The following is a 20,491-nucleotide window of genomic DNA, read 5'->3' as shown; positions in this document are numbered from 1 at the left end:
ATGAAAATTATTTATGAGCCCCGCTTTAATTATCATTTAGGATTACTAAAATACTTACACCCATTTGATGGTGAAAAGTTTGCAAAAGTAATTACAGAACTTGATAACTTAGATATTGAAATCATCTACCCACAGGGGCCTGTTTCGTCAGTCAAGATTAATGAATATCTCAATGAATTAATGCGAAAATTAGTTTTAAGTAAAACGCTTATACTTAGGGCTTTGGAAGTTCCAAAAATTCCTTTTGTTAGTTTTAATTTTCTAGATAATAAAATTTTGCTACCTATGCGCCTAGCTGTTGCGGGAACTTTGCTAGGTGCTGAAAAAGCATTAAGCTCTGGCGATATTATGTGGAATTTATCAGGAGGCTTCCATCACGCTAGCAATGTTAATATGGAAGGCTTTTGTATTTATAATGATATTGGCATTAGTTATCAGCAATTACGTAAAAATGGCCAATTAAGTGAAACGGATAAAGTATTAATTATAGATGTTGATGCTCATCACGGTAACGGTAATGCATACTCTTTCAAGGATAACCAAAATGTACATTTACTAGATGTATACAACGCAGATATTTATCCAACCTCTGATTTTACGCGTAATAGAGTTAACTTCCCCGTTCCATTGAAAAGTGGCATTGAAGGCCATGAATACTTGGATAAGTTAAATCAAGCGCTAAAGTTAGTAGAAACTGATTATGCTTTAGCATTTATTATTGCTGGAACTGATGTGTTAGCCGTTGATAAGTTAGGTGGTTTTGAGCTTACTGTTGAAGATGTTGCTAAGCGAGAGAAAGCCATACTTACATATTTGAAAAACCTAGATATACCTACTGTAGTTACTGGTGGCGGTGGATATTCAAAACAAAGTGCCTCAGCAATAGCTGCATCAATTAAGGCATGTTCAGAACTGTAAAGCTTCGCTTTTCGCGCGAGCAAGCTCTGCGCCTACGGCATAATCCTAACCTTTGAGTTTAAATTACTTGTAGACGCGAAACTTGTTTGCGTAGTGGGCTGCACCGCTTACAGGTAAAATTACCTCTAGGCGTAAACAAGCTACTCATAGGTATGGTGGCGGGTTGCACTAAAGCGGTTTAATATATGATGCATTATGTAAACTGCACATAAGCTTGCCACAATGGCTACAGCAACCGAGCTAAAGCGATACAGCGCGCTGTAAACTAAATCTTGCCCTGGGCCGAGTGAGTTGCCAAACAAAATACCAAAGGTAGTTAATACACCAAACCCTATACCTGGTGGGCCTCCACCTAAAATATGAAAGCGGCTAAAAATAAACGAAAGTGTCCACAATATTAATACCGGAAACAATAAAAAATCGGTGTGGTTATACAATAACACTTGTGCTAACAACGCCGCATTACACCCAATGAGTGTGCCAATAGCACGCTGCCAACCCGCCATACCTGCCGCTTTCCAGCACAGCGAAAACAAAATTAAAACGGATGAGGCTTGCGCCGATATTGAATCTTGCAAATCAAGCACCTGAAATACTACAAACGAAAGCGTAGCGACCGTAGCGCACAGTAGTACCTCATGGCGAATACTTTCTTTTGCCTTTGCAGGTACCGCCCTTACAGCACGCGCGGTTACATCAGGAAAAATACCATGCATAGCAAAAGCGATAGCCGTAGAGAGTAGGGTCGCCAAACCATTACTTAAAATAAGTGGGTAAACACTACTTGTACCGGTTACATAGCTTGAAAAATGCAACTGAATAGATAACCCCACCACACCTAATGCGCCAAATAAAAAAGCCGCACCTGAGCTCATTTGATAAAACAAAAAGCAAAACGCTAAAAATACAATAATGGTCATTAAAACAGGCAGGTGAGAAAAAAAGCCCTGCATAATTAACACCATAGGAATACTAATGGCGGCACTGGCTAAAAACTGGCGCACAATGTGTTTATTTAACACTGGCACTAAACCGAGTAGTAACATAGGGTAAACAGTAAAAAATATACCGTATGGCCAGTTCATTAACTTACTGATAGTAAACCCTAAGGTACAACCACCGGCTATGCGTAGCGCTTGGCGTAATCCATTTGAGTCTAATTGAGGTGCTTGGCTAACTGCCTGAGTCATACTCCCTCCATTAATAAATATAGTGTAGCCAGCTAATAAACCTAATTTGCGCCGATGCTAACCACTGGCCAATTGTTGACTCTGGCAATAGTTGTACAGTAGCACGTGCGCCACTTGGCATATTTGCAATTAACTTGGCGTTATCTGGCATCACTAAATGAATACGCTGACGCTGTGCATCGCGCACCCAACGATTACTGGTTTCGGTGCTACTTAGCGCGCCATTGGCGTTGAGTTGCCCGTCGCTAACACCTGCCTCAAATGTACTTATATACGCGTTGTAAACCTCACCTGGGCGGCTATCAAATACCACTCGTGCTTGGCTGCCTGGTTTCATATTGAGTAATGATTTTTCTCTAAAATCGGCAACTAAGTCGGCCTTATTAGCCACAATAGCTAATAGCGGGCTACCGGTTACAGCATATGCGCCGTCAAGCAGTTGTAAGTTAGACACCACACCCGCACTTAGCGCACGTACTTGGGCGTAGGATAAGTTAAGCTCAGCCTGTGCTAATTGGTTTGCAGCGTGGCGAAGCGCTAAATTTTGTGCACCGCTTTCGCCACGTGCAAGCACTGCCTCGGCCAATTGCGCTTCTAATGAGGCGACATTTGATTTACTTGCTTCAAAGTTAGCTTTAATGCTTTCAAGCTCTTGCTCAGAAATAGAGCGTTGCTTATATAATGCTTCGCCACGATTATTGAGTAATTGCTGTTCGTGTAGCTTTGCTTTGGCCGCCGAAATTTGCGCCTCAAGTGCTTTTACATTGGTATCTAGGCGTTTATTTTGTAATTTGGCGTCGTCGAGGGCGAGCTGTGCTTGCTCTAGTGCTAATCTATACGGTTTTGGGTCTATTTCAAATAGTACATCGCCCGCTTTTACAGCTTGGTTATTAGCTACTAATACGTTAGTTACACGGCCACTTATTTGCGGCGCTATTTGCACAACAGGGTGAAAAACCCGTGCCTGTGGTGTTACCGGCATGAACATGTCGGCCATTAAATAATAAATAAATACAATTACAAAAGCCCCTAATGAGAGCCTTACATAACGTGTAAATTTTTGATCCGGGGTCATTACGTGCTTTACCCTTTAACTTGGTTTTGAATACAGTTTAGTGCGTTTTTTTCTATTTCAACTATGCCACGCGCGAGTGCGTCGAGCTGCTCAGTGCTTAAACCGCTGTAAAGCTGGCTTTTAATATCAACGAGCTTTTTGTTTAGCGACTGTAAAACAGAGCCGCCTTTATTAGTAAAGTAAATCTTTTTACTGCGCTTATCGTGCTCATCTACTTTACGGGTAATTAATTGCTGCTCTTCTAATTGTTTTAATGTGCGGGTAAGAGAGGGCATTTCTATCCCTAAGCTGTTAGCAAGCTCAAGTTGTGTTAATCCTTCGCCATGCATATCTATATGCATGAGTGCGGTCCAACGTGATTGCGTAAGCCCTAAGGGCTCTACTGCGATGGTAACTGCTTCGCGGCATAGCCTATGGACCCGGCCCATATTACCAATTAAGGTTAAATCGAGCGTTTCGTGAAAAGGTTTTTGAGTCGTCATCACCACTCCAAATTAGTTAGCATGCTAAGCATTTTAACATTAGTTAGCGTGCTAAGTAAATGTGTGGTGTTTTTCAAAAATAAAAAAGCCCCAAAACTGGGGCTAAGTAAATTCTGTACGTTTAAAAATTAAGAAGGTTAGCGGGGGAGTATTGATCAGTCAATATTTTGGTGTTAGCAGGCCAGTCTTGATTGTTTTTGGTGCTTTGCATATAGGTGCTTATTGCTTTCATATCTACATCGTATTTTTTTAAACGTGGCGCAAGGGCTTTAATACGCTTGTTAAGTTGCGCCTGGGTTGGCATCGTTTTAACGCCTGCTAAAATAATACGGTTAGAGCGGTTAGGGCGGCTTACGTTTATAAAGTCACCAAATACGCTATGGTATGTTGCCGACTCGTGCTCGTATAATTTACTGCTCGAAAACGTATTAGCTGCAATAACACCGCCTTCGGCCAGTACGCTTTTAACTTCTTCAAAAAACTCTTTAGTAAGCAGATGCTCTGGAATGTAGTCGCCATTAAATGCATCAAGAATAATCCAGTCGTACTTTTGCTTTTTAATAGCAGCGCGTTTAATAAATATACGGCCGTCTTGCACGCTTGATGTAACGTTGCCGGTTTCTATAAAGTTAAAATAATCGCGGGCTACTTTTAAAACTGCTGGGTCTATTTCAACGTTATGAATTTTAGCCGCAGGGTAAAGCTCATGAATTACATTAGAAAGCGTCCCGCCACCTAGTCCTATAATAAGCACGTTTTTAGGATTTTCGGTTACTAACAAACTGGCAAAAGTAAGCTTGGTGTAGTTAAAAACCAGTTTGTCGGGGTCGTTTTTATACATACAGCTTTGGCTGGTTTGGCTACTTTTTGTATTAAATTTTAAGCAACGTAAGTCGCGTGTTTCATCAACAATAATATTGCGATATAAAGAGCGCTCCTCGTGTATTACATCGCTTAGCGCCGCGGTTGAGAACACACTGACAGCTAAGAGCAAATATTTAAGCATGAGCCAACTCCTTATTACCAGCCAAGCTATTAATAGCTATAGCCAGTACGCCAAGTAAACCAAGCGTAGACGCAAATGCGCTAATTATAGTATTTACATCAAACGCCAGTACAAAGTAAAACGAGGTAATAATAGTGCCAAGGGCACTACCTAGCGTGCTTACAAAATATAAAATACCCGCCACTTGGCCGCTTTTTTCGCTATCGGTAACTAACAAACGCACCGAGTAAGGCGAGATCATGCCTAAAATTACCGTTGGAACAAAAAATAAAGCTGTAGAGGCAAGCAATGAACCATAGCGTGTGTCTTCAATGTGGGTAAAAATAAATTCCATTATTGGCTGCGAAAACAGCGCAATAGGCACCACCATAATACTGGCGGTTAAAAATATTAAACCATACTTTGTAAGCGATGCATTTTTAGTACTGAGCTTACCACCCAGTAAATAACCAAAAGAAAGGCTGAGCATAAATACGGTAATTATACTGCCCCAAATATGCACACTACTGCCAAAAAAAGGCGCTAATATGCGCCCACCTAAAAGCTCAATACCCATAATGCAAAAACCACTGCAAAAGGCTAAAAAGTAAATTAATGCGTTTGTTTTTATGCTCATAAAAATCATCGTTATGTAACCTAAATAGAACACCATACTAACGTGATGTATACAAAGCTGCTAATGCAATTTTTAAATTCAAAAAAGTCTTTTTGTTATAAAGTAACACATGCTAAACTTATCGTTATAACATCACATTTGTATATTCTCTATTATCAATCATGAAGTACTCTTTAATTTACTTAGCCTGTTTGGGCATTAGTGCGCAAACACTTGCTCAAGCACAAACCGACGAAATTGAAAAAATATCGGTTACTTATAAACAAGCATACCGTGGCGACATTCCTCAAAAGCAAATGCCGCAGTCAATTGTAAGTGTTAGCAGCGCCGCGTTTGATCAAAAAGGCATTACTGAATTACAAGACGCGCTTGATTTTTCGGCGAGTATTTCTCGCAAAAATAACAGCGGTGCATTATGGGATAGCTTTTCTATTCGTGGCCTTTCGGGTAACGAAAACATGCCATCGGGCTATTTAATTAATGGCTTTAGCGGTGGGCGTGGTTTTAGCGGCCCGCGTGATGTATCTAACATTGATTACATTGAGGTATTAAAAGGCCCAGGTTCAGCACTTTATGGGCGCTCAGAGCCCGGCGGTACTGTTAATATTGTGACTAAAAAGCCACAGTTTGATTCTCAAGGTGAGCTAAAACTAAGCTTAGGCAGCGACAGCTTTAACCGTATTGAAGGCGATTACACAAGCGGCATTAACGATAACACTGCGTTTAGAATAAATGGCGCGTGGCAAGATAGCGACAGCTACCGCGATGAGGTGTACACCAATAAAAAGGTGATTACGCCGTCTGTTTATCATCAAATAAACGCATCGACCAGTGTAACGTATGAGTTTGAATACGTAGATTTAGCCCAGCTATTTGACCGTGGCGTTGTAGTACTTAATAACGATTTTAACACCGTACCAAACTCGCGCTATTTAGGTAATCCAAACGATGGCGACACGCAGGTGTATTCGCGCGGTCACCAAATTACGTTAAATCACGACATTAATGACGAATGGTCGTTAGTTTTAGGTGCAAACTACCGCAGCTCTACATTAACGGGGTTTTCGTCGGATGCTGAACTTTCGCCGTCGCGCCAATCGTTATTTGACGATGGCCGCACACTTACTCGCCAACAGCGCTATCGCGACTACGAAGTAGAAGACACAAGCGTTAAATTTGAAGTTAGCGGCAGTGTAGATACAGCTGGCATTACGCACCACTTATTAATAGGTGCCGATGCATATAAATACGATTTACGTACAGCGCTTTCACGCTACCGTGGCGGTAATGGTACTTATACTGTTGATATTTTTGAGCCAAATTACGATGTTGAGCGCCCAGCAGTTAGCTTACTTTACGAAAACGACGAAGAGCAAAACGCATACGGTATTTATGTTCAAGACCAAATGGATATTACCGACAAATTTAAGCTGTTAGTTGGCCTAAGATTTGACAGCGTTGACCAAGACATTTTAGAAACCAACAGCGGCGTGTTTTCAACCAGCTCTGAAAGCCAAGTAAGCCCGCGTGTTGGCGTAGTATACGAGCTAAGTAATGCATTAACGTTATACAGCAGCTACTCAGAAGGCTTTTTACCACTAAGTGGCACTGATGCAAGTGGCGACCCGTTTGGCTTTGAGTACAGCGACTCGTTTGAAGTTGGCGCTAAGTTTGAGTACCTAGGCGTAAACGGTACTGTGGCTATTTTTGACGCGTCTAAAAGCAATATGTTAGTGGCAGACCCTGTAAACGTCGGTTTTTCAGCCCCTATTGGTAAAGCCGATAGCAAAGGGTTTGAGCTTGATTTAAATACCTATATTACTGATGCAACCGCGTTTAACTTATCGTACGCCTATATAGATGCCACCACAGCAAACGACATTATTAATGCCGATTGGGGCGTACCAATTAAAAAAGGCAGCCCGCTGGTTAATGTGCCAAAAAACAACCTCAACCTTACGCTTAGCCATCAAACAGCATTAATGGGCAAAGAGCTAAAGTTTGGCGCAAGTTACCAATACACAAGTAGCCGTTTAGGTGATGCCGCCGATTTAAGTTTTAGGCTACCAAGCTACCAATTAGTCGGCCTGTTTGGCAACGTAAACTTAACCGAGCAAACCGAGCTTAATATCAGTGTTAATAACATTTTTGATGAAGATTACGCCGAAAGCAGCTACAACGCTTTATGGGTTTACCCAGGTGCGCCAACTCAATTTAAAATGTCGTTAGCTTATAATTTTTAATAGCTAGCAACTTAAAGTTTTCATCCTAAAGCGTCTTAATGTAGTGGTTAAGGCGCTTTATATTTTTAAGCGCTTTTTTATAAAGAATGCATAAGTTTATTAAGCCAACCATCAGCCTTTGAAGGTTTGTATATCATTACAATGCTTTCACTGTAGTGACTGTTAACCCCCTTTACAGTTAATTTTGTAAGCCCTAAATCGTCAATCACAAAGTTAGGAAAATACGCCAACGCCAAGCCACTTTGCACAACCTCTATTAACGCACTGTAGTCGCTACATCTAAAAACAATATTGCGCGGGGCTATTTCATCTTGCCAGCCGTCGGAACCTATACCTTGCTCTAAGCCGCATAAAGGCGAAAACAAAGGGCATGCAAAAGCCGTCTGCAGTAATTGGTTTTTATTAAGCGTTAATACCCCTTTTTGTACTAGCTGGTGCGAAGCGTGTGCAGCCACACTAAACCCAGTATTAAATAAATCAACCGCCACTAAATTAGTATGTGAGCTATTAACTAATACCTCGCGAGTCACTAACGCAATATGCGCCGCACCAGACGCAACTTGGCTTATGGCTTCACCTTCAAACACATTATTAATACTCACCGAGCAGGACAGGTTACTAAGAGGTGTAAGCAGCTTTTTAAGGCCACTTTTAAGTAACATGGCAGGGCCTGCAATAACCGCATTAAATTTATGATTATCACTTTTAAAACGGCTAGTGAGCTGCTGGTAATTATGAACTAAATCGCTACTGTGCTTAACAAACTCTTTGCCTTTATCATTAAGTACTAAGGTTTTACCCACACGGTTAAACAGCTCCGTGGCTAAGTTTGCCTCAACCTTTTTTAGCGTTTTAGACAACGCTCCTGGGGTAATATTAAAATGCTTAGCGGTTGTATGCAGATTTTGCGAACCCGCCATATGTATTACTTTTTCAATGTCATCTATGTGCATGCGCCAAGCCGTATTGATTAAAAGGAAACAACAAGTTATTTATTATCGATTATTTATACACAAAAACCAGCTTATAGTAGCGCTATATTTATTTTTGAGAATTAACATGAAATACATACTGCTACTTTTTATTTCATTAACGAGCACAGCACTTGCAAACACACATCAACACAAAACCCACAGCTACGTGGGATTTCATGGTATGGCACTTATATTAGCGGGCGATAAAGTACTGGCTAGCCACATGCCGTTATACGCTCCTCCACACGACTACCAAATAGTGTATGAAGTAACAACAGATGACACCCATCTTAAAATAATCAAAGATGCACTAAACGAATCACTTATAAAGCAAACTCAGATCACTATTTTACCAACTAAATTTGATTTGAGCTTATTAATAAATAAGATGACACCCACGTTAAAAACGATTGTGTTTAATGGCCATTTTGAGCGTGGAGGCAGCGCACTGTTTTCAACAAAACTTACTTTCAAAAATCCGTTATATGTAAAAAAGCTCGCTATAACTAAACCCAAAAAAGCAGAGTTTGATTTAATAAAGATTTCAGCGCAACAAGGTTTGGTAATTCATAAAATACAAAGCAAGCCAAGCTATGACTCAATAAGCTTAGTACCTTTGCGAAATGGTAAATATAACGCAGAGTTAAAGTGTGATACTGCGATAAATACTGCACTTAAAAGTAAGCTAGAGGCCTGTTTTAAAAATGCGCCGAGTTATTTAGAAACCCGAGACTTTACAGTTTTATAAAGTGTAACTATTTAGTAAGTTTAAGATGATAAAGAGCTAAAAGTTTACAGTGACACCCACTGTTAATTTTGTACTTTAGCCATTGCCAGATTCAAGTGGGTGTCTTGTTAAGTTTATAAGCTTAGGTCGTTAACCCAATCAATCGATTGAAAAGTTAAGATGGGTGTCACCTTATAATTATTCCAGTTAATACCGATAAGTTAAAATGGGTGTCATTTTAACTAAATCTAAATACAATATTACGCTGGGCTATTTTATTTGCCAATTGTCGGAGTCAACACCGCTTTTACTCAAAATAAAGATGGGTGTTATTTCAAAAATAAACATAAAACGCTACAGCTTTATGCAGCGTTTTATGTCATGTACTGCGTTAAACGCTAATTAAAATTCATAGCTTATTTTGGCTGAAAAGTTACGCCCAGGTTGGGTGTATTGGCTAAAATCAGCGCCTTGTGATTGCCCTGCAATTAGCTCAAAAGGTACGTATTCTTTATCAAGCAAGTTAAGTACGCCTACATTAAGCTGCCATGCTTGCCACTCGTAGTTTGCGTATAAATCAACAATACCGTAGCCATGCCCTTGTGTGGTTTTATCGCCGTTTGCATCAAGTACTACGTCAGATTGCGATTTAGCTAAACGCCACGCAGCGGTCCAATTAATATTACCCTGCTCTGTGGTTAGCAATATTGAGCCATTTAACGGGCTAATGCTGGTAAGTGGTTGATCGGTTTCTTTATTTTCACCATCAACGTAGGCAACGTTTGCCTCTAGTAGTATATTTTCAGCGACATACATGGCAATTCCTGCTTCTACGCCACTTATTTGTGTTTCGCTAATATTTTGATATTGGTACAGCGTTTTGTTTACACCAGGAATAAACGTTGGCTCAACACCCACTACAGCCGTTTCTATAAAGTCATCGTAGGCTGCATAAAAAGCACTTACATTTACGCTAATATCGCTGCTTGCGTATCTAAGCCCAAGTTCAAATGAGTCGCTGCTTTCTGGGTCTAAATCGGCATTTGGTAATATTTGATAAAACGGTTCAACGCCGTGGCTTTGATAAGCTTGATCGTGCGGCGGTATTTTAAAGCCTCGTACGTATTGCCCGTACCACGATAAGTTATCATCTACTTGGTAAATAACACCTAGCTTAGGCGAAAAGGCAGACTCGGTAATATCATCAAGCTGTGCATCGGCGTATAGCTCATCACTTTTAGCCTCTAGGGTGTAGTAATCATACCGCACACCAGCAATAACCGACCAGGCACTGTTATTAAACGAAATACTATCTTGTATATAAGCGCCAATTAAAGAAGTATCAGCACCCGGAAACGCTTTTTGTTTTTGATCGGTAAAATCAACGGTGCCATCGGCTAAAATACGTGTTTTAAAACGTGGGCGAGTGGTGTCGTATAAGTCTATATCAATGCCGTATACCACTTCGTGATCGGTCGTTTCTCCTTTAAGCCCTTTATTAAATACCGCTTTTAAACCTAAAATATTTTGCTCAAAACGATAGTCGTTATAATCGGTGTAGGAGCTTGCGCCACTAATTTGATCGCTTTGCTGCTCGTAACTGCTATAAGACACTTGCCCGTGCCATTTATCAAACGCAGCGGTTGCTACCTGTGAATGGTAATCTAGCGCCAGCGACCAATTAGTGTCGTCTTCTTCGGTTTCTTGAACGGCAGGAGTAATTACTTGATCAATAGTTTGATTAAAGTAATCGAGGGTGTATTTAAGTGTGCGCTTTTCATCAAGTTGCTGCTCAAATTTAACTAATAAAGCATCCGATTTTGCATCATAACCGGGTAGGTTTTCGTCATAGTTTTGTACTTCTTCACTGTCGCGGTGGCTATAAACCGCGCTTACTGCAATATCGCCTAAATCTTTTGCCGCGGTAATATCAGCAGCAATTTGGTTGCTTTGGCCTTGGTAGCCAAGTGCCATTTTTACAAAGCTGTCGTTATTTTTTAAATAATCACTAGGATCTTTAGTGGTTATAACAACAATGCCACCAAGTGCGTCAGAGCCATATAAAGACGATGCAGCGCCTTTGGCGACTTCTACTTGTTTTACACCAGCTACATCAAAGTAATTGCGGCCAACTAAATAACCCCCTCCGCCTGCGTAGCCATCGTTAGTGCGTCGGCCATCTTTTATAAATACAACACGGTTACCGCCAACACCACGTACGGTAAGTGTTTGCGCGCCTGCGCCACTGCCAGTAGTTGCAATGCTTGAATCGTACTTAAACATGGTTTGTAAATCTACAGCTAGCTGGCGCTCTATGTCTTGCTCGGTAATAACAGTAACTGAGCCTGTTACATCTTTAAGTTTTTGTTCAAAGCGAGAGCCGCTCACAACAATATGATCGTCAATTATGTTTTCGGCAAATGCAGTGCCCGAGCCAAGTAATAAGGTTGCTATAGCAGTAAATTTAAAAGCAGAGGGATTCATATCAACTCCAAATGATAATAGTTATTATTTATGGCGGGAATGTTACAACTAAGTCAAAATAAGATCAATTGGTTATGATAATCATTTTCATTTAGATTGTATTAGTTATAATAACCAAAAAATAAAACCGGAGTATGGAATGAAATACCTATTTATATTGTTTGCTTTAATGGCCCAACCTGCACTTGCGCAAGAACGCGTTATTAGCGCGGGCGGCACCCTTACAGAAATAATTTATGCGCTAGGCAAACAAAGTACCCTTGTAGCGGTTGATCAATCTAGCATGTACCCGCCACAAGCTACGCAATTACCGCAAGTGGGTTATTACCGCGATTTAGCAGCAGAAGGCGTGCTTTCTATGCGCCCAACTACCTTATTAGCGCTTGAAGGCGCAGGGCGAAGCCAAGCACTTAAGCAAATTGAGGCAACAGGGGTTAAGCTCATTCATTATAAAAAGCCCACCTCAGTTAACGAGCTACTTGCGCTAATTAAACGCCTGGGTGACGATTTAAAGGCCCAGCAAAAAGCACAGTCACTTATTACTCAAATTACTAAATCGCTGCCCGAAAAAGCAAAACAGCAAACGCACAGTGCGCTATTTTTACTCTCAGCTAATGAGCGCGGGCTTGTTGCTGCAGGGCAAGAAACTGTGCCTAATTTATTATTTAGCTATGCAGGCATTACCAATATAGGGGCTACACATTCAGGCTTTAAAGCAATTAATAATGAAGTACTTGCAGTAAATCAGCCTGACTTTTTAGTTGCACCAAAGCATGTTGTGCAAAGCCTTGGCGGTAAGCAGGCATTTTGTGAGCAACCTACACTACGTTTATTAAAAGCCGCGCAAAGCTGTAACTTACTTGTAATGGATAGCTTGCTTTCGCTTGGCATGTCGCCGCGTATTGCCACGGCAATTAATGAGCTTAGCGAGTACAAAGCCCACTTATGAACACCCTAACGTTAAGCCGCTTTGTGCCCATAACACTTAGCCAACCCCATAAATGGATGCTATTAGCCTCTGTTTTTATTTTTGCTTTGGCGCTACTAAGTATAGGATACGGCCCTGCAGGATGGGATTGGCGTTTAGCCATTGCTTGGCTTGCGCCCGAGTACTTTAACCAGTTTGATGCGCTGCAAATTAACGTGGTTATGCAAATACGTTTGCCACGCTTTATGCTTGCAGTGCTTGTAGGATTGGTGCTTGCTCAAACGGGTGCATCAACGCAAGCGCTGTGTCGCAACCCATTAGCCGACCCATCTATTATTGGCATTAGTGCAGGCGCGGCTATGGTTGCTGTGGCGTTTATAGCACTTAGCGCGCAGTTTGATTTTAACGCGCAGCTGTATTTACCTTATGCCTCGTTTTTAGGGGCGCTTGGTGTTACCTCGCTGGTATATTTTATTGCCAAGCAACAAGGGCAAATTAATATCACCACACTTATATTAGTGGGTGTGGCTATTAATGCATTAGCCTTTGCGGTTATTGGGCTACTGAGCTTTTTTGCCGACGACAGCGCATTACGATTAATAAATTACTGGACCATGGGCTCATTAGGCGGAGCAAGCTGGAGCACAATTATTCAAGCTGCGCCATTACTGCTTATTAGCCTAATTGGCCTGTGGCGTTTAAAAAATCCTATGAACTTACTTCTTATTGGCGAGTCACAAGCTCAGTACCTAGGAGTAGACACAAATAAGCTTAAATTATACGTAATTATACTTGTAGCCTTAGGGGTAGGTGCGGTTGTAGCACTTACCGGCTTAATAGGGTTTGTTGGTTTAGTAGTCCCGCATATTGCCCGCTTAATGGTGGGGCCGCATTTACGTAATATGCTGCCGCTTTGTATGTTAATTGGCATAGTAGTATTGCTACTTTCAGACTGGTTAGCACGCTTAGTCGTTATGCCTGCAGAGCTACCTATTGGCATTATTACTGCGCTTTTAGGTGCGCCATTGTTTATTTATTTAATCGTTAAAAATAAGCGAGGTTGGTCATGATCGCGTTTAGTAATCTAAGCGTTGGCTTTGGCAACCATAGCGTTTTAAACACCATTAATGGCAGTGCTAAACAAGGGCAACTTGTTGCACTACTTGGTGAAAATGGCGCTGGTAAGTCTACTTTGCTACATACCTTAGCGGGTATGCATGCCTTTACAGGTAGTGTACTTTTTAATAACAAGCCATTGGCCTCTCACGCTAAAAAAAGCCTAGCCACACAGCGCGCGGTGATGATGCAAGCAAACCACGTAGGGTTTGATTTTACTGTATTTGAGCTTATTGCAGTGGGCCGCTACCCGTATGTAGAGTCATTAAAAATGCAAAGCGAAAAAGTACATAAATACGCCGCAATTATGGATTTAAGTAATTACTTAACTCGCCGCGTAAGTGCGCTTTCGGGCGGGGAGCAACAACGCGTGCATATGGCGCGTACTTTAGCGCAGCTAAACGCCTTTACACAATCGGCCGAGCCAAAACTCATGTTGCTCGACGAGCCTACATCAGCACTTGATATGCGCCACCAACATGCTTTGCTCAGCTGCGTTAAAGCGTTTGTGGAGCAGGGTAACAGCGCCATTATTGCAATACACGATCTAAATTTGGCCAGCCTTTATGCAACCGATGCTATTTTACTGCACAACAAAAAAGTGCTGCAAAGCGGGCCTATAAACACCGTATTAACTGAACAAAACTTACAACAAATGTACGCCATGAAACTGCATGTAAATCCTCATCCTTATAACGATGCACCCATGGTTTTTTCTCAACGTCAGGAGTTTTTATGAGAGAGCAAGCATTAAACGATGCACGCACCTTGGTTTACAAAACCAATGCCGGTGTAATGTCGACTATTTCTAATAATTTACGCGGCTACCCGTTTGGATCAGTAACCCCTTATATGTGCGACGAACAAGGCCGTGTTTACTTTTTTATTAGCGATATAGCCCAGCACACTAAAAACCTAAAGCACGACTCTCGCATGAGCCTTACCGTATTTGATGCTGCCGACTACGGCGATCAAAACGAGCACGGGCGAGTAACGCTTGTAGGGGATGGCTCTGTTGTGCCAAGTGAGCACGCACACACTTTACTTAATAACTATATTGCCCTATATCCCGAAGCCGCTAGCTATCGCAACGCGCACGACTTTCAGTTATGGCAATTAGACGTAGTGCGCGTGCGCTACATTGGCGGCTTTGGAAAAATATTTTGGCTTGAACAAAACGAATGGCAAGGCGAGGCAAAAAACTGGGACGAAAACCAGCAGCAAAGCATGATAAGCCATATGAACGACGATCATCAAGATGCTATGTCGCTCATATTAATGCAGCACTATAACGTTGCTGATAACACCCCAATAATGAGCGGCTTATTACCCACAGGTTTTTATATACAAAGCCAAAAGCGTAACTACTTTATTAACTTTAAAACCCAGTGCAACAGCCCGTTAGAGGTACGTAAAGCGCTGGTTGCGTTAACTAACCAAGCTCGAAGTGACTAAATAAATGACGACATAGTTAACCTGAACTCTGATTAAGAGATTCACTAACTATGTCGTTGTTTCATAAGCAAGCTGTTTGCTCGCCTCGTTTGGCTAAAGCCTTAAAAGCCGCTTGTTGATGTTCTTTTTGTACATAGCGAGTAGGCAAAGGGTTAACCTGCAATTGGTACCCACTTTGATTAGCTTGCACACTTGTTACCGGCGATACCCAAACAACATTTAACTCTGGCGCTAGACGCTTAATAACACGTGCTATACCTTCGCCATTTTTTACATGAAAATCGCCCGCTATATGCATTACCTGCGCATCTTTATGATTATTTAAATAGTTAACGATAGACTCACCCATGGTTTCATCCCAGGTAACTTGCGCAGCATAATAGTTTTCGTTTTGACTCGGTGAGCCGTGGTGCATTGAGGTCATAAAACGTTGTTTGTAATCACTGGGGGACGTATCAATAGTGGCTACAATGTAGCGGCGTTGTTTATCATCAAGTTTATTTAGGTAACTTATGCCTTGCCTGCCAATACACGTAACAATATTTTTTGGCGCATTTGCAGCTATTACATCGCTATTGTTTGTTTTTGCCAGCTCTATAAGCGCACGGTAGTCACTTTTGTAATTAGGCCACGCTTGAGTGTTATCAATTAAGTATTGCTCGCCAATTTCACCCTTAACATACTGGTTTAAGATAGGCTGATCGGCACGGCTAAACTGTTCAAGCGAAAGGGCAGTGCGTTTATTACTTTTGCTTAATTGCTCAAATAACTCAGCCTGAAATAAATGCACGCCCGGGTGCGTATGCCATTCACCTACTAAAACCACATCGGCATTTAATAGCGTGGGCTCTAATAATACAGAGCTAACAGCCTTTGCTTTGGCATTATAAAGTGCTGAGAAATACAGCGATGAGCTTTTATCGGGCAGCACAGTGGTTGTACTACAACCACTCAAACCCATAACTAACGCCAGAGTTAACATAGACTTTTTCATACACACCTTTCATAACCCGATAATACAAATAATAATCAATATCATATATTTATAATCCGCTTTATACCACCCCAATAAAACATAAACCCAAGCAAATACAAATAAAAACAATTATCATTTGATCTATTTGTGTTTCTGCTTTACAGTTTTAGCAAGTAAATAAATGAGGAACATATTATGGCTTTGCCATTTCTGTGCGCTAGGCATAAACAACATGTTTTATGCCAACCTGAGCAAGCGCTTATAGATATTGAAACCGCACAATTAAGTGGCGAAGCATTATTTAAACAGTACCAGTTTGCACAGGCTTTACCGCATTTAGGTAGTGCGCTAGAAAGCGTTACGCTACTAACGCAAATGCATAATTACGCCGATAAAACGCAGCTTGTACAAATAACCTCACTAACAGAGCGCCTCTATTCCACGCTGTATTTTTTAGGCGAAAAACACGCAGCCCATAACGCCTTAGCACAATCAATTAGTCTGCTATACGATCTTTTTTATTGTGACGACAAACTCAGTGATTTTGTTTTTTTGTGTATTGCGCAGCTTAAACAACTCGCATTACAACACCCACAATACCTTACAGAGCACTAAAATATGCGTAATTTAAGCGATTACCAGCAATGGCAAAACTATACAAAAGCAGGTAACGAATGCTTTAACAACGGCAATAACAACAGTGCTAAAAGCCACTACCATGTTGCTTTATCGTTATCTAATAACTTGTTAAGCGCACACCCAACAGACAAAGCCGCTGTATGTGCCATGTTGGTCGCTCATCATAATTTAGCAACGTTACTGGCGCAGCAAACGCAATACGGCTCAGCTTACAGTTTATTAAAACAAGCCCAACAGCGCCTAGAAAAACAGCTTAGCAATAGCCATAAACACAACGACTTATCAGCTTTATTGTGGGGGCTCAGCAAAAACCGCAGTGAGCTTATGGTGTTTGTTAAAACGCATTCATATACACCCCAATCGTTTGCAGCACAGAGTCTTAATTAAAGGAGATAAACAATTGAAAAACTTACTCGTTATTTTTATAGCCATGGTGAGCTTGCCGCTTTTAGCCCACGAAGGTCATGACCACGCGCATTGGTCTGCTGGGTACTTACACCTATTGTTTTATGGCGCAATTATAGCCGTAGTAGCCGCTTTTTCGTTTTCGTTTTACAAACGCGTTAAGCGCAATAAATCATAAGGAAACGCAGTATGCTTTACTCATTAATTAACAGCCTAGATAAACTATTAAAATTTAAAAGTGCAGCAGCACATTGCGATATTCCTTGCAAAATATACGACCCAAGCACCGCACAAATTGCAGCATTAAGCGTAATTAGATTTACAGATATTATTAACGAATTAGAACAACCGCTATCAATGGCAAATAGTGCACAACTTGCGCGGTTAGTGCGCGAAAAAGAAATTCATGCAGCTAAAGTAAAAGAAGAAGTACGCGTAATTTGGGGCGACTATTTTAAACAACCTCAGTTTGATCAGTATCCAGATACGCATGCATTAGTGCATTCAATTATGCTCACTGCATCAAAGTGTAAACAACATATAGAACGCGAACACGCTGAACAATTACTCGTGCTAGTAAATCAATTTGCAGACTCGTTTTGGCAAACCAAAGGCATTGCAACCTACCAAGCAAAAAGCCCATACCCGCCAAGCGAGCACGTGGTCTACCCAGACCTAAAAAGCGCCTAGCTCTCACGTTGTGTTAAAGTGCAACATAAGCAAAGTAAGGGGGCAGAGTATGTCTCCTACTTTTTTTGATTTAGATTATGTACTGAGTATGCGCTGGCCAAAAATAAACTACAAATTGGGTGATGTAGTACTTGTAGAGCACCCAAAATATGGGCGGATCATTAAACGTATTTGCCATATAGGGCTGTATAATACCTACCTATTAACCGGCGATCATGTCAGTAGCACAAGTACAAAAGAGATTGGTTTAATCAAGCAAAGGAATATTTTAGGACGCGTAATATTTCACATAAAACAGCACCGCAACAAAAAATAAAAATAAGACTACTTTGCCAACAACATAATAAGTTTTAGCTTGCAAATATAAATTGCTTTGCAAGCCGCTTAATAACTTATGCTCAGGCTGGTTCACTAAAATTGGCTCTGTATTTTTTTGGTTAAGATCAAATCAATAACCGCCTGTAATAAATGTAATAATAAACCCATAAAACTATGTGCCAACCATAGACACTCAATAACCCACCTGAAAAAAGTACCTAAGATTTAATAACACAGTGGCAAAATACCACAACCTTTATGGCCCCCGCTAAGTATATTGCCATATGCAACACACCTTCTTGGCGCATAAGCCGCCACTATTAAAGACTGAACATAAGACCACTCACAGCAAAACCTTTAGCTACACACGCAGCTAATACCCATGCACAAGCAACATATAAAAGTGCAAATGGTCCGAGGCATCAAAATTTAGTAGGTATTAGCAGTGAATATTGTCGGTATAATTTCCAGACTATGTTGCTGATAATGTGGATGCAGTGAATATAGGTGTTGAGCAGTATTTTGAAATGCTAAAACGTTATGTGTAGAGGGTGATACTTGAGTTTAGAATTTTAATGGATAGCTAATAACGGCAGCTCAGAGGCGGTTATGAGCAATAACTGGACACTGAAAAAGTTAAATTTATTCCTGTTTTTTTAAGTAGAAGCCTAACTTTTTCCTATAGCATTATTAACCGCCGTTTTGGGCAAAATAACATGCTTAATTTCTAGCTGTTTTAATTACTTGTTTACAAATGTAATTATTAATGGAATTATCCATGGGATGTAATCTATGCCGTTTAGGTGTGTTATAAACCACCTAAACGGTGTTCAACAAGCTGTTAGCTAAGGCTAGGGAGTTCAGATAAAATGAAAAAATATTCAGTAGAAGAGATATTTACACCTTCCTCGCCAGCAAGGGTTAATTTTGTTGAGCGAGAGACGATAAACAAACGTATTGTGCGCGCTTTAAAAACAAGAGGCAAACAAGTTGTCGTCTATGGTCACTCAGGTTCAGGTAAAACAACACTCCTAGAAAATAAACTGCAACAAGTTTATGAAAGACACATAAAGACAAACTGCATGAAGGGAATGTCTTTTGATAGTGTAATTCTAGATGCCTTTGACCAACTTGAGTCTTTCTACGTAGATGAGAAAGTTGTATCTGGAAAAATTTCAGTTGACGCCGGTGTTAAAGCTAACTTCCAATTAATCAAATCTCATCTAACTTCAAAAAAAGAAGATTCTTCTCAATCAAAATCAAAACGATATGTTCCGCCACAACTTACAGGTTCTAACCTAGCAAAGTTGTTTGGTGAAGCTAAATACTGTTGGGTACTAGAAGACTTTCATAAAATAGAAGGCGAAGATAAAAAGCGTCTAACTCAATTAATGAAGCTCTTTATGGATTTATCCGATACTTATCCAGAGTTAAAAATAGTAGCCGTTGGTGCTGTAAATACAGCAAGGCAAGTAGTTCAATATGATTCTGAGATGAGAAGGCGACTAGCTGAAATTCACGTCCCCTTAATGAACGATGCTGAAATTGCAAAAATTGTTAGTAATGGTTGCTACTTACTAAACATACAAATTGACAGTGGACTAATAGATGATATTTGCCACCACTCCAATGGCGTAGCCTCTATCTGTCACCAATTATGCTCCTTGATGTGTGAAGAGATGGATATTTACAATACTATTTCTGAACTTGATTATATTAGCTTTGACTTTTCGAATATTTCGTATGCTGTATCTGAATATTTAGAGTTAGAGTCAGATACGATTAAACGTGCATTTGATAATTCATTAAAGTTAAAGGATTCAGATGACATCATTTATTCATTATCTAGAGTAGATCAAAATGGAGCCAAGGTTACTGAGTTACTAGCTGAGCTTCAATCAAGAGATTTAAGATATAGTGAGAAGCAAATTGTTAGAGTTTTAGAAAACCTTATAGATGAAAAGTATGGTGAGTTAATTAAATATGACGAGGACTCTCATAAATATAGCTTTTCAGATCCATTTTATAGGACATTTGCATTGGCTTTCTTTAAGTATAAAGATGAAGAAAATACTAAGAAACGGCTAACACAGGCTGAACTTAACGATATTTTGAATTATGCTTTCGGAGCGATGCGTAAAAACCTTTCTGTGTCTCAAGGTATAGCAACCAAGAAAACTCTTAATGATAAAGAAGCAACAAAAGCTAACAAAACAATCAAATCGGACGCGTAACGCTTGGCTCGCACT

21 protein-coding genes are annotated in these 20,491 nt (G+C 40.6%); 13 read left to right on the top strand and 8 right to left on the bottom strand.

Annotated elements, in window-relative coordinates; all coding sequences use genetic code 11:
• Positions 1–918: a histone deacetylase family protein gene (locus tag CWC16_RS00900; RefSeq protein WP_138540124.1), complete on the top strand. Its 918-nt coding sequence runs from the start codon at positions 1–3 to the stop codon at positions 916–918.
• A 140-nt stretch (positions 919–1,058) separates the two neighbouring features.
• On the opposite strand, the gene CWC16_RS00895 is transcribed toward CWC16_RS00900, so the two are convergent.
• The 5 genes from CWC16_RS00895 to CWC16_RS00875 all read right to left on the bottom strand — a co-directional run bounded on the left by CWC16_RS00895 (position 1,059) and on the right by CWC16_RS00875 (position 5,287).
• Positions 1,059–2,108, bottom strand: coding sequence for a DUF2955 domain-containing protein (locus CWC16_RS00895; RefSeq protein WP_138540123.1), 1,050 nt, complete (start codon positions 2,106–2,108; stop codon positions 1,059–1,061).
• Between the two features lie 10 nt (positions 2,109–2,118).
• Positions 2,119–3,183, bottom strand: coding sequence for an HlyD family secretion protein (locus CWC16_RS00890; protein WP_138540122.1), 1,065 nt, complete (start codon positions 3,181–3,183; stop codon positions 2,119–2,121).
• Between the two features lie 8 nt (positions 3,184–3,191).
• Entirely contained in the window at positions 3,192–3,665 is a 474-nt protein-coding gene (locus CWC16_RS00885) for a MarR family transcriptional regulator (protein WP_055013517.1), read from the bottom strand.
• Positions 3,666–3,786: 121 nt separating this feature from the next.
• Complete coding sequence (locus CWC16_RS00880; RefSeq protein ID WP_138540121.1) at positions 3,787–4,671, bottom strand: spermidine synthase; 885 nt, start codon at positions 4,669–4,671, stop codon at positions 3,787–3,789.
• Positions 4,664–5,287, bottom strand: coding sequence for a fused MFS/spermidine synthase (locus tag CWC16_RS00875; RefSeq protein ID WP_055017023.1), 624 nt, complete (start codon positions 5,285–5,287; stop codon positions 4,664–4,666). Before CWC16_RS00875 ends, CWC16_RS00880 begins: the two co-directional genes overlap by 8 nt.
• Before the next feature lie 161 nt (positions 5,288–5,448).
• On the opposite strand from CWC16_RS00875, the gene CWC16_RS00870 reads away from it, so the two are divergent.
• Entirely contained in the window at positions 5,449–7,530 is a 2,082-nt protein-coding gene (locus tag CWC16_RS00870; RefSeq protein ID WP_138540120.1) for a TonB-dependent siderophore receptor, read from the top strand.
• A 77-nt stretch (positions 7,531–7,607) separates the two neighbouring features.
• Here CWC16_RS00870 and CWC16_RS00865 read toward each other — a convergent pair whose 3' ends face one another.
• Positions 7,608–8,483, bottom strand: a complete 876-nt coding sequence (locus CWC16_RS00865; protein WP_138540119.1) for a LysR substrate-binding domain-containing protein — start codon at positions 8,481–8,483, stop codon at positions 7,608–7,610.
• A gap of 106 nt (positions 8,484–8,589) precedes the next feature.
• On the opposite strand from CWC16_RS00865, the gene CWC16_RS00860 reads away from it, so the two are divergent.
• Entirely contained in the window at positions 8,590–9,252 is a 663-nt protein-coding gene (locus CWC16_RS00860) for a hypothetical protein (RefSeq protein WP_138540118.1), read from the top strand.
• Positions 9,253–9,633: 381 nt separating this feature from the next.
• On the opposite strand, the gene CWC16_RS00855 is transcribed toward CWC16_RS00860, so the two are convergent.
• The gene (locus CWC16_RS00855) at positions 9,634–11,715 is read right to left on the bottom strand and encodes a TonB-dependent hemoglobin/transferrin/lactoferrin family receptor (RefSeq protein WP_138540117.1); all 2,082 of its coding nucleotides are present in this window, start codon (positions 11,713–11,715) and stop codon (positions 9,634–9,636) included.
• A gap of 139 nt (positions 11,716–11,854) precedes the next feature.
• Between CWC16_RS00855 and CWC16_RS00850 the strand changes: the two genes are divergently transcribed.
• From CWC16_RS00850 to CWC16_RS00835, 4 genes are read left to right on the top strand one after another with little or no spacing between them, the layout of a single operon-like run.
• Positions 11,855–12,664 carry a heme/hemin ABC transporter substrate-binding protein gene (locus CWC16_RS00850; RefSeq protein WP_138540116.1) on the top strand — a complete coding sequence of 270 codons (810 nt, stop codon included), beginning with the start codon at positions 11,855–11,857 and terminating at the stop codon, positions 12,662–12,664.
• Positions 12,661–13,713 carry a FecCD family ABC transporter permease gene (locus tag CWC16_RS00845; protein ID WP_138540115.1) on the top strand — a complete coding sequence of 351 codons (1,053 nt, stop codon included), beginning with the start codon at positions 12,661–12,663 and terminating at the stop codon, positions 13,711–13,713. The genes CWC16_RS00850 and CWC16_RS00845 overlap by 4 nt, the downstream gene beginning before the upstream one ends.
• Positions 13,710–14,498, top strand: coding sequence for a heme ABC transporter ATP-binding protein (locus CWC16_RS00840; RefSeq protein ID WP_138540114.1), 789 nt, complete (start codon positions 13,710–13,712; stop codon positions 14,496–14,498). The genes CWC16_RS00845 and CWC16_RS00840 overlap by 4 nt, the downstream gene beginning before the upstream one ends.
• Positions 14,495–15,214 (top strand): HugZ family pyridoxamine 5'-phosphate oxidase, encoded by a 720-nt coding sequence (locus CWC16_RS00835; protein WP_138540113.1) that lies wholly within the window; start codon positions 14,495–14,497, stop codon positions 15,212–15,214. Before CWC16_RS00840 ends, CWC16_RS00835 begins: the two co-directional genes overlap by 4 nt.
• Positions 15,215–15,275: 61 nt before the next feature.
• Here CWC16_RS00835 and CWC16_RS00830 read toward each other — a convergent pair whose 3' ends face one another.
• The gene (locus CWC16_RS00830; protein ID WP_138540112.1) at positions 15,276–16,208 is read right to left on the bottom strand and encodes a ChaN family lipoprotein; all 933 of its coding nucleotides are present in this window, start codon (positions 16,206–16,208) and stop codon (positions 15,276–15,278) included.
• A 177-nt stretch (positions 16,209–16,385) separates the two neighbouring features.
• Between CWC16_RS00830 and CWC16_RS00825 the strand changes: the two genes are divergently transcribed.
• The 6 genes from CWC16_RS00825 to CWC16_RS00800 all read left to right on the top strand — a co-directional run bounded on the left by CWC16_RS00825 (position 16,386) and on the right by CWC16_RS00800 (position 20,476).
• Positions 16,386–16,805, top strand: a complete 420-nt coding sequence (locus CWC16_RS00825) for a hypothetical protein (protein ID WP_138540111.1) — start codon at positions 16,386–16,388, stop codon at positions 16,803–16,805.
• A gap of 3 nt (positions 16,806–16,808) precedes the next feature.
• A complete protein-coding gene (locus tag CWC16_RS00820) occupies positions 16,809–17,216 on the top strand; it encodes a DUF2753 family protein (protein ID WP_138540110.1) in 408 nt (135 codons plus the stop codon).
• A 13-nt stretch (positions 17,217–17,229) separates the two neighbouring features.
• On the top strand, positions 17,230–17,412 hold the full coding sequence (locus CWC16_RS00815; protein WP_138540109.1) for a hypothetical protein: 183 nt from the start codon (positions 17,230–17,232) through the stop codon (positions 17,410–17,412).
• Between the two features lie 11 nt (positions 17,413–17,423).
• Positions 17,424–17,924 carry a superoxide dismutase, Ni gene (gene sodN / locus CWC16_RS00810; protein WP_138540108.1) on the top strand — a complete coding sequence of 167 codons (501 nt, stop codon included), beginning with the start codon at positions 17,424–17,426 and terminating at the stop codon, positions 17,922–17,924.
• Positions 17,925–17,973: 49 nt separating this feature from the next.
• The gene (locus CWC16_RS00805; protein ID WP_138540107.1) at positions 17,974–18,240 is read left to right on the top strand and encodes a S24/S26 family peptidase; all 267 of its coding nucleotides are present in this window, start codon (positions 17,974–17,976) and stop codon (positions 18,238–18,240) included.
• 871 nt (positions 18,241–19,111) lie between these two features.
• On the top strand, positions 19,112–20,476 hold the full coding sequence (locus tag CWC16_RS00800) for an ATP-binding protein (protein ID WP_138540106.1): 1,365 nt from the start codon (positions 19,112–19,114) through the stop codon (positions 20,474–20,476).
• The last annotated feature ends 15 nt before the right edge of the window (positions 20,477–20,491 follow it).

The organism is Pseudoalteromonas sp. S3776 (assembly GCF_005886915.1).
Taxonomy (GTDB): domain Bacteria; phylum Pseudomonadota; class Gammaproteobacteria; order Enterobacterales; family Alteromonadaceae; genus Pseudoalteromonas.
Note: the sequence above shows the minus strand (reverse complement) of the source record. Positions and strands in the feature narration are given on the sequence as shown.

Coding starts and splice junctions, on each gene's coding strand:
- CWC16_RS00870 (WP_138540120.1), top strand. CDS start 5,449: ATGAAGTACTCTTTAATTTACTTAGCCTGTTTGGGCATTAGTGCGCAA.
- CWC16_RS00800 (WP_138540106.1), top strand. CDS start 19,112: ATGAAAAAATATTCAGTAGAAGAGATATTTACACCTTCCTCGCCAGCA.
- CWC16_RS00825 (WP_138540111.1), top strand. CDS start 16,386: ATGGCTTTGCCATTTCTGTGCGCTAGGCATAAACAACATGTTTTATGC.
- CWC16_RS00895 (WP_138540123.1), bottom strand. CDS start 2,108: ATGACTCAGGCAGTTAGCCAAGCACCTCAATTAGACTCAAATGGATTA.
- CWC16_RS00855 (WP_138540117.1), bottom strand. CDS start 11,715: ATGAATCCCTCTGCTTTTAAATTTACTGCTATAGCAACCTTATTACTT.
- CWC16_RS00865 (WP_138540119.1), bottom strand. CDS start 8,483: ATGCACATAGATGACATTGAAAAAGTAATACATATGGCGGGTTCGCAA.
- CWC16_RS00840 (WP_138540114.1), top strand. CDS start 13,710: ATGATCGCGTTTAGTAATCTAAGCGTTGGCTTTGGCAACCATAGCGTT.
- CWC16_RS00805 (WP_138540107.1), top strand. CDS start 17,974: ATGTCTCCTACTTTTTTTGATTTAGATTATGTACTGAGTATGCGCTGG.
- CWC16_RS00845 (WP_138540115.1), top strand. CDS start 12,661: ATGAACACCCTAACGTTAAGCCGCTTTGTGCCCATAACACTTAGCCAA.
- sodN (WP_138540108.1), top strand. CDS start 17,424: ATGCTTTACTCATTAATTAACAGCCTAGATAAACTATTAAAATTTAAA.
- CWC16_RS00860 (WP_138540118.1), top strand. CDS start 8,590: ATGAAATACATACTGCTACTTTTTATTTCATTAACGAGCACAGCACTT.
- CWC16_RS00850 (WP_138540116.1), top strand. CDS start 11,855: ATGAAATACCTATTTATATTGTTTGCTTTAATGGCCCAACCTGCACTT.
- CWC16_RS00900 (WP_138540124.1), top strand. CDS start 1: ATGAAAATTATTTATGAGCCCCGCTTTAATTATCATTTAGGATTACTA.
- CWC16_RS00820 (WP_138540110.1), top strand. CDS start 16,809: ATGCGTAATTTAAGCGATTACCAGCAATGGCAAAACTATACAAAAGCA.
- CWC16_RS00880 (WP_138540121.1), bottom strand. CDS start 4,671: ATGCTTAAATATTTGCTCTTAGCTGTCAGTGTGTTCTCAACCGCGGCG.
- CWC16_RS00835 (WP_138540113.1), top strand. CDS start 14,495: ATGAGAGAGCAAGCATTAAACGATGCACGCACCTTGGTTTACAAAACC.
- CWC16_RS00885 (WP_055013517.1), bottom strand. CDS start 3,665: ATGACGACTCAAAAACCTTTTCACGAAACGCTCGATTTAACCTTAATT.
- CWC16_RS00830 (WP_138540112.1), bottom strand. CDS start 16,208: ATGAAAAAGTCTATGTTAACTCTGGCGTTAGTTATGGGTTTGAGTGGT.
- CWC16_RS00875 (WP_055017023.1), bottom strand. CDS start 5,287: ATGAGCATAAAAACAAACGCATTAATTTACTTTTTAGCCTTTTGCAGT.
- CWC16_RS00890 (WP_138540122.1), bottom strand. CDS start 3,183: ATGACCCCGGATCAAAAATTTACACGTTATGTAAGGCTCTCATTAGGG.